Genomic DNA, 14,622 nt, shown 5'->3' on the forward strand with positions numbered 1-14,622 from the left:
GGAGTGCGGTGCGGATGCCTGAATACATGCTGCCCGGATTGGTGGCCGGACTGATCGTGATCGTCGTCTGGCTGGCGTGGCGCATGCGCCGGCTCGAACAGGATCTCCCCGAGGTGCTCGTCGGCGAAGTCGGCGCCGCGCTCGCCGGGCAGCACCGCGCGATGCTCGGCGACCTGCACGACGGCCTAGCGCGCCAGGCCGACCGGCTGGCGGAACATGCGCGCGCCGATCGCGACCTGCTGCAGCGCGGCTTGGCGGGCGCGTCGGGCCAGCTCGCTGCAAGCATCGAAGCGATGACGCGCAGCGTCGATCGTCGTCTCGAAACCCTGTCCGGCCACGTCAACGAGCGCCTCGACGAAGGCTTTCGCAAGACCAACGAGACGTTCACGAACGTCATGGCACGCCTCGCTACGATCGATGAGGCGCAGAAAAAGATCGACGGTCTGACAACGAACGTCGTCAGCCTGCAGGAACTGCTCGGCGACAAGCGCGCGCGCGGGGCGTTCGGCGAAGTCCAGCTCGAGGCGCTGGTGCGGAACATGCTGCCGCCCGATTCCTACGAATTCCAGCACACGCTGCCGAACAACGCGCGTGTCGATTGCGCGCTGCGCTTGCCCGAGCCGACCGGCCTGGTCGGCGTCGATTCGAAGTTTCCGCTCGAAAACTATCACCGCATGGTCGGCCAAGGCGTTTCGGACATCGACCGCAAGCTCGCGCAGACGGCGTTCCGCGCGGATGTCAGGCGGCATGTGGACGCGATCGCATCGAAATACATCATCCCCAACGTGACTTCCGACGGCGCGGTGATGTTCGTGCCTGCCGAGGCCGTGTTCGCGGAGATCCATGCCCATCATCCGGAGGTTGTCGCCTATGCGCAGGGGCGCCGGGTATGGATCGTGTCACCGACGACGCTGATGGCGGTGCTGAACACCGCGCGCGCAGTATTGAAGGACGTCGAGACGCGCAAGCAGGTGCACGTCATCAAGGATGCGCTCGGCAAGCTGGCGAAGGACTTTGCGCGCTTCGACGAACGCATGAACGCGCTCGCACGCCACATCGAGCAGGCGAGCAAGGATGTTCAGGACGTGCAGGTCAGCTCGCGCAAGATCACTGCGCATTTCCAGAAGATCGAATCGGCGCAGCTCGACCAGGGTGCCAGTGACGAACTGGTCCCGGTGGTGGTGGCGCACGCGAGGCGGGCGGAAGGCGGCGCGGGCTGATGGAGGACGGCATGCGTGCCGTCGGTGTGGCTCAGCCGCCGATGTAGGACATCTCGATCTTGCGCAGTCCGGCGGTGTTCGCGGTGCGGATCTCCGAGTAGCGGTCTTCCCGGTTGTGCCACACGCCGGCGATCGTCTGGTCGATCTCGGCATCGGAGACGCCCGCGCGCAACATGTCACGCAGATCGTGCCCGGTCTGTGCGAACAGGCAGGTGTAGAGTTTGCCTTCGGTCGACAGCCGGATGCGCGAGCAGGTCGAGCAGAATGCCTGCGTCACCGACGAGATGACCCCGATCTCCCCGGCGCCGTCGCGATAGCGCCAGCGTTCGGCGACTTCGCCGGTGTAGTTCGGATCGACCTGTTCGAGCGGGAAGACCTGGTCGATGCGTTGGATGATTTCACGCGACGGCACGACCGAATCCAGCTTCCAGCCGTTCGAGCTGCCGACGTCCATGAATTCGATGAAGCGCAGGATGTGGCCGCTGCCGCGGAAATGGCGCGCCATCTCGATGACGCCCTGGTCATTGACGCCGCACTTGACGACCATGTTCACCTTGATCGGTCCGAGCCCCGCATCCTTCGCCGCGGCGATGCCTTCGAGCACCGCCGCGACCGGGAAATCGGCATCGTTCATCAGCCGGAAGGTCGGATCGTCGATCGCGTCGAGGCTGACCGTCACGCGATCGAGGCCCGCGTCCTTCAAGGTCCGCGCCATCTTCGGCAGCAGCACGCCGTTGGTCGTGAGCGTCAGTTCGATGTCGGGAATCTGCGCCAGCATTTCGATGAGATTCTCGACATGCTTGCGCAGCAGCGGCTCGCCCCCGGTGATGCGGATCTTGCGCACGCCGCGTGCTGCAAAGCGGCGGGCGACGCGGGTGATTTCCTCGAACGACAGCAATTCCTTGCGCGGCAGGAACGGGTAGTCGGCACCGAACACCGAGCGTGGCATGCAGTAGATGCAGCGGAAATTGCAGCGGTCGGTGACGGAAATCCTGAGGTCCTGCACCGCCCGGTCCCGGCGATCCTTCAGCGGGCCGTGCGTCGGATAGGCGGTGCCAGGGACGACCGGTAAAGCGGTCGAAGGGCCTGGCTGGATCGGGATGATTTTCATGTGAGGCGGTTTTCGCTGAGAGCTTTTGGCGATTATCGGGCGCCGAGCCTGCAGATTCCTTGCCCTGGAGCAAGCAGCCAGGATGGCAGCCGATGACTTTATCCATTATCGGCAGCATCAACAGGGCGCGCAAGCCGGCCCGCTCCGGTACCTGAATCCATCGTGTTCCTCCGGGTCTGCGTACTGTGTCACGACGGGTTGCTGGTCCCGGTGGTTCGGAATCGGCTTGTCGGATATAAAGGCGAATTCTGGATTTCAACGGCTGTACGAGGCCGGACGGAGTGGTTCCGATGAGGGGAAGAGTCACCGAGACATCTACCGAAGAGCTCTACGAGCGGTTTCCGCATCTGCGGAAAATCGACCTGGTGTGGGGAAGCCCGGAGTGTCGGAAGTTCCTTTTCATGCTGATGACCGACACGCGCGGCGGTACGCGGCAGGGTTTTCCGCGGGAGCACGGCGCGACGATCATGTCGCTGCTTCTCGAGCACGACCGGCGTTTTCCGCAGTTCGAGAACGAGATCAGCGACCACGACCACCGCTGGGGGAACGACGTGCGGCGCAGGGATTATGGTTGATCGGCGGCTTGCCGTCCGGGCGGATTGAAGGTGATCATGACGGGAGCTTCGGGCAGGTTGGCCCGAAGCTCCCGTTTCATTTCGGCATCTGGAGAACGACGATATGGCCGATTTCGAGCCGCTGCCCGCGGACCGGCTGCGCGTGGTCTGTACCCCGGACGTATTCAAATTCGATTCGACGGCCGGTCTCCCCGATCTGCCGGGAGGGCTCGGGCAGGCACGGGCCGAGGATGCGCTGCGTTTCGGTCTTGCGATGCGCCAGCCCGGCTACCATGTTTTCGTCCTCGGTGAATCCGGCACCGGTCGCCACGTCGCGGTGCAGCGGCTGTTGCGCGAACTCGCGGACCAGGGCGAGGTGCCGCCGGATCTGTGTTATCTGCATAATTTCGATGATCCGCTGCGTCCGCGGCTGCTGACACTGCCTGCGGGACGAGGTGCGATGCTGCGTGCCGACATGCAGGCGTTCATCCGCGAATTGCGGCCGGCGATCGACGCCGCGCTCGACAGCGACACTTACAGCAGCCGCACCGAATCCTTGCAGGAAGCGCACAAGTCGCGCGAGGAAGCGGCGCTGCGTGAGCTCGGGCAGGCCTGCGCGGCGGAAGGAATTTCGCTGCTTAGAACACCCGAAGGCTTCGTCTTTGCGCCCATTCGCGACGGGGGGACGATGTCGCCGGAGGAGTTCGAGGTCTTGCAGCAGCCCGAGCGGGATGCGATCGAGGCCAAGGTCGGCGCATGGAGCGAGCGGCTCACCGATTTACTTGAGCAATTTCCCGGCTGGCGCAAGGAACTGTACGAGGCAATGAAGCGGGCCGCGCGTGACGCGCTGGCGCCGGCTGTGTCGCACCTGACACGGGGCTTGCGCGAGCGCTACGCAGACCTGGAGCAGGTGGGGAGCTTCCTTTCGGCGATCACCGCCGAATTGCTCGACAGTGGTGACGAGTGGGCTGGCGGGGAAGATGAGGAAGACGTCTCCGAGGACGAGGCGCGGACGCGATTCCACCGTTACCAGATCAACCTCCTCGTCGATCACTCATCGACGCGCGGAGCGCCCGTCGTGTACGAGGACAATCCGGGTTTCGTCAACCTTATCGGCCGCATCGAGCACATCGCGCAGATGGGCACGCTGGTGACGCACTTCAACCTGATCCGTGCCGGGGCGCTGCACCGGGCCTGCGGTGGCTACCTGGTCATCGATGTCGAGCGCCTGCTCGGGCAACCATTTGCGTGGGATGGACTCAAGCGGGTGCTGCGGGGGCGCGAGATCCGCATCGAGCCCCCGGCCGAGGCGCAGGGCTGGACCAGCATCGTGACCCTCGAACCCGAGCCGGTGCCATGCGACATCAAGGTCGTGCTGATCGGCGATCGCGAGCTGTTCTTCCTGCTGACCGAGCACGATCCTGATTTTCCCGAGCTGTTCAAGGTGGCTGCCGATTTCGACGACGATCTGCCGCGAACGGCCGAGAACGTCATGCGTTACGCGCATCTTCTGGCGACGCTCGCACGCACGGCGGGCCTGCTGCCGCTCGACCGGAGCGGCATCGCCGGCATGGTCGAACACGGCGCCCGCGTTGCCGAAGACGGCGGGCGGCTGACGCTGCAGACTCGCCTGCTCGCCGATGTGATGCGCGAGGCCGATTACCATGCGCGCAGCGCGAAGCTGACGATCATCGGGCGTGCGCAGGTCGATCTCGCCGTGGCTTCGCGTGCACGGCGTTATGCGCGCTACTCCGAGCGGGTGCTGGAAGCGATGGTCGAGGGGACGACGCTGATTTCGACGTCGGGCGAACGCTGCGCCCAGATCAACGGCCTGGTGATCGTCGACATGGCGGGAGAGCGCTTCGGCCACCCGGTGCGGATCACTGCGACGGCGCGGCTCGGTGAAGGCGACGTCATCGATATCGAACGCGAAATCGAGCTCGGCGGAGCGATCCACTCGAAAGGCGTGCTGATTCTCTCGGCTTTCCTGGCATCCCGCTATGCCCGCCATCAGCCGCTGTCGTTGTCGGCGAGTCTCGTGTTCGAGCAGTCGTACGTGCCGGTCGAAGGCGACTCCGCGTCGCTCGCCGAGCTGTGCGCCCTGCTGTCCGCGCTCGCGCAGGTGCCGATCCGCCAGTCGTTCGGCGTTACCGGATCGGTCAATCAGCTTGGCGAGGTCCAGGTGATCGGCGGCGTGAACGAAAAAATCGAAGGGTTCTTCGACCTCTGCGCGATACGCGGGCTGACCGGGGAGCAGGGCGTCGTGATCCCGTCGGCGAGCGTGCGGCACCTGATGCTGCGGGACGATGTCGTCGAGGCGGCGCGAAACGGACGGTTTCATATCTACAGCGTCGCAACGGTCGATGAGGCGATGACCGTGCTGACGGGGCTGGCCGCCGGCACGCCCGATGCGAAGGGCGTCATGCCGAAGGAGAGCATCAATCGCCGCGTCGCGTCGGCGCTCGCCGCAATGACGGCGGCGAAGCATGCGTTTGCCGAGGGACCGGGGCATACGCACCGCCACCGCAGGCGCAGCGATCATTGAGGCGCGGCCCTGCGTGGGCGGGGCAAGGCAGGAATTGAATTTGCTTCGGGTAGTGTCTCTGCCCATCCTGGAGCCTACGATGATCTCGAGTGCCATTGAATTGTCCAGGCAGGAACGGGTTCCCCATCGATGGCACGTCCTCAAGATATTGCGTGCGATGCGATCGGGACATCCGTTCATACGAATTCTGGATGTGTCGTGCCTCATGTACCTTGAAGGTGTTCCGCTGGCGGTGCATTTTTTCGGATATCTGGAGCGCAACGGCTACATCGCCCCCCGCGCGAGGGTGGGCCTGCTCGCGCACTACTACACGCTCACCTCCGACGGGATCACGTTGTACGAGGAAGGGGAACGCTGGTGGGGCTCGCTGGGGTGGCAGCAAAAGCTCTGGGTGATCTGGCGAGGGTAGATTTTGCGCAACTGTCCCGCTTTGCGTGGTCCTCGACGATCGACACCGCGTCGGCTCCGACAGGCTTGATCAGGCCACTGCGTATCGATCGTCGACGAGCCGGATACGGCCGGTTGCGAGGAGCGCGTCGAGCCGTTCGCCCAAAGCGCCAGCAATGCTGGCCGAGGCGCGTCCAAAGCCCAGGGCCTCGAGGGCGCTGCTGATGGCCGCATCCCGATCCACCGAGAAACCGGCCTGGATCGCCTGCAGCAGCGCGACGTCCAGCTCCTCCGGCGAGACCCATTCGATCCTGCGCTCGGCCGGCGCGAAGGCGCTGCGACTTCTGGCTTGCACCTCGCCGCGGGGTTGGGTATGGATGAATGCGCCTGCCTGATTGAACAGCCCGGAGCGCACACCGTGTTCGACCGCCCTTGAAACTGCCTGCGTGATGCGACTGCCGGCCCGGCTCACGCCGAAGGCCTCCATGAGACGCCGGGTCACCTCGGCTTCATGGACCGGCGCCTCGATCGCCACAACCTTCTGTATGAGGTCCGCCAGTTGCGGGACGGCGACCTCGTGGATCGCCTCGGCGCCTGTCCAGCGCGGCAGAGCGGCTTTGCGGTAAGTCGCTGCCGCAGGGGAAATCGTCTCCGCGTCGGGCTGCGCACGCTCTATAAGGGGCGCGTTCACGGGCTTGACGGCGGGTTGAACAGCGCGGGCCGCCTTGCGCAGTGCGCGCGCGGCCTCGATCGCGGCGATCGCGCGGTCGAGTTCCCGTCCGGGATCGCGAAACCAGTCGGTGCTCCAGATCCGGTGGAAGGTCCAGCCGAGGCCTTCCAGAACGCCCTGGCGCAGGCGGTCCCGGTCGCGGGCCGAACGCGAGCTGTGATAGGCGGCTCCGTCGCATTCGATCGCCAGCACGTAACGACCCGGCAGCTCCGGGTCCTTGACCGCCATGTCGATGAAATACCCCGCCGTGCCAACCTGGGGTTCGATCCGGTAGCCGCGCGCCTGCAGCGCGGTCATCACTTCGAGCTCGAACGGCGAGTCCGGCGCGCGGCCGGTTTCCCGCGGAATGTCCAGCACGCGGGTTTCGGCGTACTTGAGGAAGTGCTTGAGGGCCCGCACGCCGTGGCTCGCAGTCTCGTCGATGTCGAGTTCCTCGCCGCGGAAGTTGCTGAAGACGGTCATGCCCATCTTCGCGCGGCTGATGAGTACGTTCAGGCGCCGCTCGCCGCCCTCGCGGTTGAGCGGACCGAACTCCTTTGCGATACGTCCGGACTCGTTGCGCCCGTACCCGATGCTGATGAAAATGCGATCGCGCTCGTCGCCCTGCACGTTTTCCAGGTTCTTGACGAAGAACGGCTCGGTCGGATGCGCCTCGGTGAAGAACCGCTCCGGCCCGGGCGATTTGCGTCGCAACAACTCCAGCTCCACCTGGATCAGGTCGCGCTGCGCGACGCTGAACGCCACCACGCCCAGCGACAAACCCGGGTGCGTCGTCGCATGCTCCATCACCGCCTTTGCGACCGCGCAGGCTTCGTCGCGGTTGGTCCGCGTGCGCCCGCGGTCGTACAGCGCATGCGGAAGACAAACCATTTCCAGGCCCGTCGCCAATGCGTTTGTGCCCGACGAGGGGAAAATGGTGAGCTTGCGCTCGTAGAACTCGACATTCGATACGGCGATCAGCGATTCATGGCGGCTGCGGTAGTGCCAGCTCAGGTAGCGCTCCTGGGCGCCACGCGCGCGGAAAAGGGACAGCACGCTCTCGATGTCGGCGGTCACGTTGTCCTCTTCGTCGAATTCGACGTCCCGTCCGAAAAAATCGGTGGGCGGCATCTGGCGCGTGTCGCCGACGACGATCGCCTGCCGACCCCGCAGCAGCGCGCCGAACGCATCGACCGCCTTCACCTGCGAGGCTTCGTCGAAGATGACGACGTCGAACTCGACTTTGCCGGGCGGCAGGAAGCTGGCAATGGACATCGGGCTCATCATGAAGACGGGCTTGATCGCCTGCACCGCGCGGCCGGCCTGCTCCATGAGCTGGCGGATCGGCATCAGGCGCCGCTTCTTGTTGGCCTCGTTGCGCACGACGGCCATCTCCCCCGGATCGGAAAGACGCGGCTGGGTCTCCCAGATCTGCTTGGCGAGGCTGGCCTGCGTGTGGCCCAGGGACTGCTGGTCGAGGTGGCGGAAGCGGTCGATGAGGTGTGCCTGCTTGACCCGGTCGAACCGGGCGAGCGCGGGCGAGGCGCCGTAGGCCTGTGCGACGAGGCCGGCATACCAGCTGTAGTCGAACGCATGAACGAGGTCGTCCGCGTCGCGCTCCCAGCCCGCTGCCGCCTGTGCCACCTCCGGCAATCCGAGGGCGGCGAGTTCGTCCCGGAGGTCATTGAAGCGGATCATCTCGTAGATCGCCGGCATCGCATCGAGCCACGTCGAAAGCTGCTCGCGCAGCTCGACAAAAGGGGAGTCGAGGAGCGTGGAGGCCGGCCGGTTCCGGGCGAAACCCAGAAGGTCGACGATCGTCGTGACCCGCGCGCGCAAGTCGCCGACAGCGGTATGAATCGCGGCGATCGAGGTGCCCGGACGGCCGGCATCGGGATGGCCGGCGAGGAACGCGACGATGCCGGCAGGCAGCTGCCCTTTGCCCACGTCGCCGTGCAGTGCGATGACCCATTCGCTCGCTCGCCCGAGGGCTTCCCAGTCGGAACGTTCGCCCATCCACTGGGTGCCGAAAAGCGCTTCGCCGAGCGCGAGATGCTCGTCGTAAGTGCGCTTGCTCAGCTGGTAGCCGAGGATGCCATCCACCAGCGCGAGCGTCGAGGCGTTGTCCTTGGGCAGCGGCTTTTTGCACAGGCCCTGAAGGCGAGCCCGCGCACGTCGATAGGCGCCCGAGAAAACGCGCCACCACTTTTCGCCCAGCTCCGCGAGGTGCTGGCGCTCGGTCAGCAGGTCCTGTTCCCATGCCTGTTCGATCAGCATGTCGTCGTGCGCGCTACGCGCCGAGGCCATCGCACGTCCGGCCGCGATGAGCGCCCGGATGGTTTCGGGGCGGGTCCGCCAGTCTGCGCTAACCAGCCGTACGCCGGTCAGCGGGGGCGCTTCGGCCGCGCGCCGGGCCGTGCGGCAGATCACCTCGACATCGTGGAGCGTTGCCGGCCGTTCGAGTTCGAGGTGGGCGGCCAGTTGCCCGGCCGACTCCGACATGCGGGACACCAGCGTGACGGCGTGCTTTAGCTCCTCCGTGACCCGCGCCTGCTCGACGGGCGAGAACGTCGTGCACGCGGTACCGTAGAACGTATTGAGCGACGGCCGGCCGTTTTCCCGCAGGTGACGCGCCAGCTCCGCGACTTTCTCGCGCGCTTGGGTCTGGTCCCGCTGGGACCAGGACTTCATGGTCTCGAAGGACCATGCCGGCAAGCCCTCATTTTTGCGCTTGATGCGCAAATAATGGCCCAGCGCGGTGATGAAGGGGACGGCGCTCGTGCCGATGGCCGTATTGACTGCCTCGCAATACGCATTCAGCTCGTCGCGCACGTCCTTGAGTGCCGCCAGATCGTCCGCGCCATCGGCCGCGAGCGGGCGACCTTGCTGCAACGTGCGTTCGAGTTCCCGAATCACCGATTGCTTGGTCGCCTTGTGACTATGCAATTCCAGGACCGCGTCGCCCAGGTGACATTCGTCGAGGCGGCGCTTGACCACTTCGAGCGCCGCCATCTTCTCGGCAACGAAAAGCACTTTTTTGCCGCCGCCCAACAGCTCCGCGATGATGTTTGTGATGGTCTGGGATTTCCCCGTGCCCGGCGGTCCCTGGATCACCAGGTTGCGGCCTTCCCGCGCCTCGAGGATCGCCATTGTCTGGCTGCTGTCGGCGTCACGCACGAAGCGCACTTCGCCCGGCTCGATGATCGTATCAAGGCGAGTGTCGTCGGTGACGAAAGCCGTCTCGTTCGAAAAGCCTTCGCCCAGCAGGCGCCCAAGAACCGGATGTTCGCTGGGGCGCTTGTCCTCGGGCCAGATTGCCTCGTCGAGGTCGTTGAACATGAGGAATTTGCCGAACGAGAAAAACCCGAGGTGGATCTCGTCCGGCACCACTTTCCAGCGCGGCTGCTTCGAAACGCACCCGGAAACGGCCTCGTAGAACGAGTCTGTGCCCGGCATCTCGGATGCGTCGGCGTTCGCATCGGCAATGTATCGCGGCAGATCGAGCGCAAAATCCGTTTTCAGCTTCGCCGCAAGCGACAGGTTCTGAACCAGGTCATCCTCGCTGTAGCGCAGCCGGAAGATATCCCGGGTGCCGGTGCGGGACAGCTCGACGGGCACGAGCAGCAGCGGTGCCTTGCGAAGCTTGTCGGAAGATTCGGCTTCGTACCAGTGCAGGAAACCCAGGGCGAGAAAAAGGATGTTTACCCCTTGCTCCTGGATGAAGGTCTGCGCTTCGGTGTGAATTTTCAGCAGGCTGAGGAATAGCCGTTCCTCGGGGAGAGCCGTCTGCAGCTTGGTATCCGTGTGCTGTTTGGCAATACCGCCGGCGGCGGCGTCCTCCTCATCGAGCCAGTCGAAGTCGCCGAGTTCTTCGACGAGGGCAATTGTCGCCGCGTCTTGGGCGGGGGCGCCGACTTCGTTGCGGTCTTCACGCGGTCCCCCAGCCATGTCCTGAGCGGAGTCTGTCCTGGCGATGCCATTCCCGGCCTCTTTCCCGCCCTTCGTCCCTTTCTCGGGTGCGGGCACGAACGTCATGGCCTTGTTCTGCCGGTACACGAGCTGGAGGATCTGCTCGGAGCGTTCACCGACGATCGCCAGGCTCTTGGGGCCGCTGCGAAAGTTGATCATCGTGTTGCGCAGCCCTATGTCGAGGAGGTCTTTTCGACTGCTGGCAAGCTTCTTTTTAATCTCTGCGTGCGACATTCACGTTACCTATTCAACGTCAGCCCGGGCACAGGATACCGGACCCATAAAGCCGATCAATGGTAAGCGAATACGGTCTCTTTCCGATGGCTGCCGAAGTCCCGACGAACCGAAGCTGCCGATCAAAGCGATGCGACCGGAAATGGACCAGAAAAAGAAAAAGGCCAACCTGTGAAGGCTGGCCTTGAATCCTGCTTTTCCTGGCTCCCCGACCTGGGCTCGAACCAGGGACACACGGATTAACAGTCCGTTGCTCTACCGACTGAGCTATCGGGGATCGGTACGGTGTCCGGCGAGAACTTCGCCCGGACCAAATTGGCTCCCCGACCTGGGCTCGAACCAGGGACACACGGATTAACAGTCCGTTGCTCTACCGACTGAGCTATCGGGGAATTGAGCCGCGCAGTATAGATATCCGGCGCGGACCCGTCAATATTTGACCCAGATGATTTTCACGCCTTCGCGACGGATGCGATCGCCTTCGCGACGTAGCCGATATTGCGCGAGTTCAGCGCTGCGAGGCAGATCCGTCCCGTCGACACTGCGTAGATGCCGAACTCGCTCTTCAGCTGCTCGACCTGCGCGGCCGACAGGGCGGTGTAGGAGAACATGCCGCGCTGCTCGATGACGAACGAGAAATCCTGGGCGACGCCGGCGGCTTTCAGGCTCTCGACCAGGCCGACGCGCATCGCCCGGATACGATCGCGCATGCCGGCGAGCTCGTCTTCCCACATCTGGCGCAGTTCAGGGGCGTTCAGCACTGCAGCGACGACTGCGCCGCCGTGGGTCGGCGGGTTCGAGTAGTTCGTGCGGATGACGCGCTTGACCTGCGACAGCACGCGAGCGGCTTCGTCCTTGTCCGCAGTGACGATCGACAGCGCGCCGACGCGCTCGCCGTACAGGGAGAACGACTTCGAGAACGAACTGGAGACGAAGAACTGCAGGCCGCTGGCGGAGAACAGGCGCACGGCAACTGCGTCCGGCTCGATGCCGTCGGCGAAGCCCTGGTAGGCCATGTCGAGGAAGGGCACGAGGCCGCGCGCGCGGCAGGCCTCGACCACTTCGCCCCACTGCGCTTCGGTGAGGTCGGCGCCGGTCGGGTTATGGCAGCACGCGTGCAGCACGACGACGGAGCCGGCAGCCAGTTCACCGAGCTTCGCTTTCATGCCCGCGAAGTTCACGCCGCGCGTCGCCGGATCGTAGTACGGGTAGGTGTCGACCGCGAAACCGGCGGACTCGAAGATCGCGCGGTGGTTTTCCCAACTCGGGTCGGAGATGTAGACGGTTGCGGCCGGGTTCAGCCGCTTCAGGTAGTCGCCGCCGACTTTCAGCGCGCCGGTGCCGCCGAGCGCCTGGATCGTCACTACCTGGCCGTTCGCGATCAGCGCGGAATCCTTGCCGAACAGCAGGTTCTGCACCGCGTTGTTGTAGGACGGAGCACCTTCGATCGGCTGGTAGCCGCGCGGCGGCATTGCCTCGAGGCGCGCTTTTTCGGCCGCCTTCACTGCGGCCAGCAGCGGAATCTTGCCGTTGTCGTCGTAATAGACGCCGACGCCGAGGTTGACCTTGTCGGTGCGGGTATCGGCGTTGAAGGCCTCGTTCAGGCCGAGAATCGGGTCACGGGGCGCCATCTCGACGGCGGCGAAGATCGAAGGCATAAACAACTCCAGGTTGGGCGGGCGCGCGGTCCGGCCCGAAACCTCCTCTCGAGGTTCGGGTCCATGCTGCCGTGCTTTGAGCCGCGTTTTGGGAAATAATGGGCTTCTTGCCGTGGCCATTCCGTTCTGGACGGCAACCCGGCAAGCGCCTGAAACAGCCGGAAATTTTAGCATGACGAGTTCGACCGACAGCGCTCCGGTGATCACTTTCGCGGGCAGTCCGTTCCGCCTTCACCAGCCATTCCCGCCCGCCGGCGACCAGCCCGCGGCGATCGACCTGCTTACCGAAGGGATCGCCGACGGACTGATGTACCAGACCCTGCTCGGCGTGACCGGCTCGGGCAAGACCTACACGATGGCGAACGTCATCGCCCGCTGCGGCAGGCCGGCGCTCGTGCTTGCGCCGAACAAGACGCTCGCGGCGCAGCTCTACGCGGAGTTCCGCGAATTCTTCCCCGAAAACGCCGTCGAGTATTTCGTCTCGTACTACGACTATTACCAGCCCGAAGCCTACGTGCCGTCGCGCGATCTCTTCATCGAGAAGGACTCCAGCATCAACGAGCACATCGAGCAGATGCGCCTGTCGGCGACGAAGAGCCTGATGGAGCGGCGCGACGTCGTCATCGTCGCGACCGTGTCGTGCATCTACGGCATCGGCGACCCGGTCGACTACCACGCGATGATCCTGCACCTGCGCGAAGGCGAGCGCATCGCGCACCGCGACCTCGTGCAGCGTCTCGTCGCGATGCAGTACACGCGTTCGGACATCGATTTTCGCCGCGGCACTTTCCGCGTGCGTGGCGACGTCATCGACGTTTTTCCGGCCGAAAACGCCGAACTTGCGGTGCGCATCGAGCTGTTCGACGACGAAGTCGAACATCTGACGCTGTTCGATCCGCTCACCGGGCACCTGAAGCAGAAGCTCGTGCGCTTCACGGTGTATCCGTCCAGCCACTACGTGACGCCGCGCGCGACGGTGCTCAAAGCGATCGAGGCGATCAAGGACGAACTGCGGGACCGGTCGGCGTATTTCCAGACGTCGGGCAAGCTCGTTGAGGCGCAGCGCATCGAGCAGCGCACCCGCTTTGATCTCGAAATGCTCAACGAGATGGGCTTCTGCAAGGGCATCGAGAACTACTCGCGCCACCTCTCGGGACGCGGGCCGGGCGAGCCGCCGCCGACGCTGATCGACTATCTGCCGCCGGATGCGCTGCTGTTCGTCGACGAGTCGCACGTGTCGATTCCGCAGGTCGGCGGCATGTACAAGGGGGACCGCTCGCGCAAGGAAAACCTCGTCGGCTACGGTTTTCGGCTGCCGTCCGCGCTCGACAACCGCCCGCTGAAATTCGAGGAATTCGAGCGCTTGATGCCGCAGACGATTTTCGTTTCGGCGACGCCTTCGACCTATGAAGCCGAACACCAGGGGCAGGTGGTCGAGCAGGTCGTGCGCCCGACCGGGCTGATCGACCCGGCGATCGACGTCCGGCCGGCCACCACGCAGGTCGACGACCTGCTGTCCGAAGCGAAGCGCCGCATCGCCGCCGGCGAGCGCGTGCTGGTCACGACGCTGACCAAGCGCATGGCGGAGGATCTGACCGACTATCTGGCCGAGAACGGGATTCGCGTCCGCTACCTGCACTCCGACATCGACACGGTCGAGCGCGTCGAGATCATCCGCGATCTGCGCCTCGGAAAGTTCGACGTGCTCGTCGGCATCAACCTGCTGCGCGAGGGCCTCGACATCCCCGAAGTGTCGCTGGTCGCGATCCTCGATGCCGACAAGGAAGGCTTCCTGCGCTCGGAGCGCTCGCTGATCCAGACGATCGGGCGCGCCGCCCGGCACATCAACGGCCGTGCCATCCTCTACGCCGATGTCGTGACCCGGTCGATGCGTGCGGCAATCGACGAGACCGAACGACGACGGGCCAAGCAGGTCGCCTTCAACCAGGCAAACGGCATCGTGCCGAAGACAGTGAGCAAGCGGATCAAGGACATCATCGACGGCGTCTACGGAGGTGACGAGGAGCGCGAGGGGCGAACCGCGGCCGAATCGCCGCCCGAGTACTTTTCGATGGACGAGAAGACCGTGGCAAAATCGATCCGCAAGCTGGAAAAAGAAATGCAGGAGCATGCCCGCAACCTGGAGTTCGAGAAGGCGGCCGCCGCACGGGATGAGCTGTTCCGGCTGCGGCAGCGGGCGTTCGGCGCCGACCAGCATGGCACCTCATGAAGGAG

At 64.7% G+C, this 14,622-nt stretch carries 8 protein-coding genes and 2 tRNA genes; 5 read left to right on the plus strand and 5 right to left on the minus strand.

What is annotated here, in order from left to right; translation table 11 throughout:
- Window positions 1–14: 14 nt before the first annotated feature.
- The gene (locus GO606_RS01855; RefSeq protein ID WP_169117880.1) at window positions 15–1,220 is read left to right on the plus strand and encodes a DNA recombination protein RmuC; all 1,206 of its coding nucleotides are present in this window, start codon (window positions 15–17) and stop codon (window positions 1,218–1,220) included.
- 31 nt (window positions 1,221–1,251) lie between these two features.
- Here GO606_RS01855 and moaA read toward each other — a convergent pair whose 3' ends face one another.
- Complete coding sequence (moaA, locus tag GO606_RS01860) at window positions 1,252–2,331, minus strand: GTP 3',8-cyclase MoaA (RefSeq protein WP_169117879.1); 1,080 nt, start codon at window positions 2,329–2,331, stop codon at window positions 1,252–1,254.
- A gap of 401 nt (window positions 2,332–2,732) precedes the next feature.
- Between moaA and GO606_RS01865 the strand changes: the two genes are divergently transcribed.
- The 3 genes from GO606_RS01865 (at window position 2,733) to GO606_RS01875 (ending at window position 5,839) form a co-directional block, all read left to right on the plus strand.
- Window positions 2,733–2,906 (plus strand): hypothetical protein, encoded by a 174-nt coding sequence (locus GO606_RS01865; protein ID WP_246979284.1) that lies wholly within the window; start codon window positions 2,733–2,735, stop codon window positions 2,904–2,906.
- 103 nt (window positions 2,907–3,009) lie between these two features.
- Window positions 3,010–5,430, plus strand: a complete 2,421-nt coding sequence (locus tag GO606_RS01870) for a Lon protease family protein (RefSeq protein WP_169117877.1) — start codon at window positions 3,010–3,012, stop codon at window positions 5,428–5,430.
- 205 nt (window positions 5,431–5,635) lie between these two features.
- The gene (locus GO606_RS01875) at window positions 5,636–5,839 is read left to right on the plus strand and encodes a hypothetical protein (RefSeq protein WP_246979286.1); all 204 of its coding nucleotides are present in this window, start codon (window positions 5,636–5,638) and stop codon (window positions 5,837–5,839) included.
- 69 nt (window positions 5,840–5,908) lie between these two features.
- Here the strand turns inward: GO606_RS01875 and GO606_RS01880 are convergent, their stop codons facing one another.
- The 4 genes from GO606_RS01880 to GO606_RS01895 all read right to left on the minus strand — a co-directional run bounded on the left by GO606_RS01880 (window position 5,909) and on the right by GO606_RS01895 (window position 12,387).
- Complete coding sequence (locus GO606_RS01880) at window positions 5,909–10,729, minus strand: DUF3320 domain-containing protein (RefSeq protein WP_169117875.1); 4,821 nt, start codon at window positions 10,727–10,729, stop codon at window positions 5,909–5,911.
- 201 nt (window positions 10,730–10,930) lie between these two features.
- Window positions 10,931–11,006, minus strand: a tRNA-Asn gene (locus GO606_RS01885).
- Window positions 11,007–11,045: 39 nt separating this feature from the next.
- Window positions 11,046–11,121: transfer RNA gene (locus tag GO606_RS01890), tRNA-Asn, on the minus strand.
- Between the two features lie 60 nt (window positions 11,122–11,181).
- Window positions 11,182–12,387 (minus strand): amino acid aminotransferase, encoded by a 1,206-nt coding sequence (locus GO606_RS01895; RefSeq protein WP_169117874.1) that lies wholly within the window; start codon window positions 12,385–12,387, stop codon window positions 11,182–11,184.
- A 172-nt stretch (window positions 12,388–12,559) separates the two neighbouring features.
- Between GO606_RS01895 and uvrB the strand changes: the two genes are divergently transcribed.
- Window positions 12,560–14,617: an excinuclease ABC subunit UvrB gene (gene uvrB, locus GO606_RS01900; protein WP_169117873.1), complete on the plus strand. Its 2,058-nt coding sequence runs from the start codon at window positions 12,560–12,562 to the stop codon at window positions 14,615–14,617.
- Window positions 14,618–14,622: the final 5 nt, after the last annotated feature.

The sequence above is a fragment of the Aromatoleum anaerobium genome (assembly GCF_012910705.2).
Taxonomy (GTDB): Bacteria; Pseudomonadota; Gammaproteobacteria; order Burkholderiales; family Rhodocyclaceae; genus Aromatoleum; species Aromatoleum anaerobium.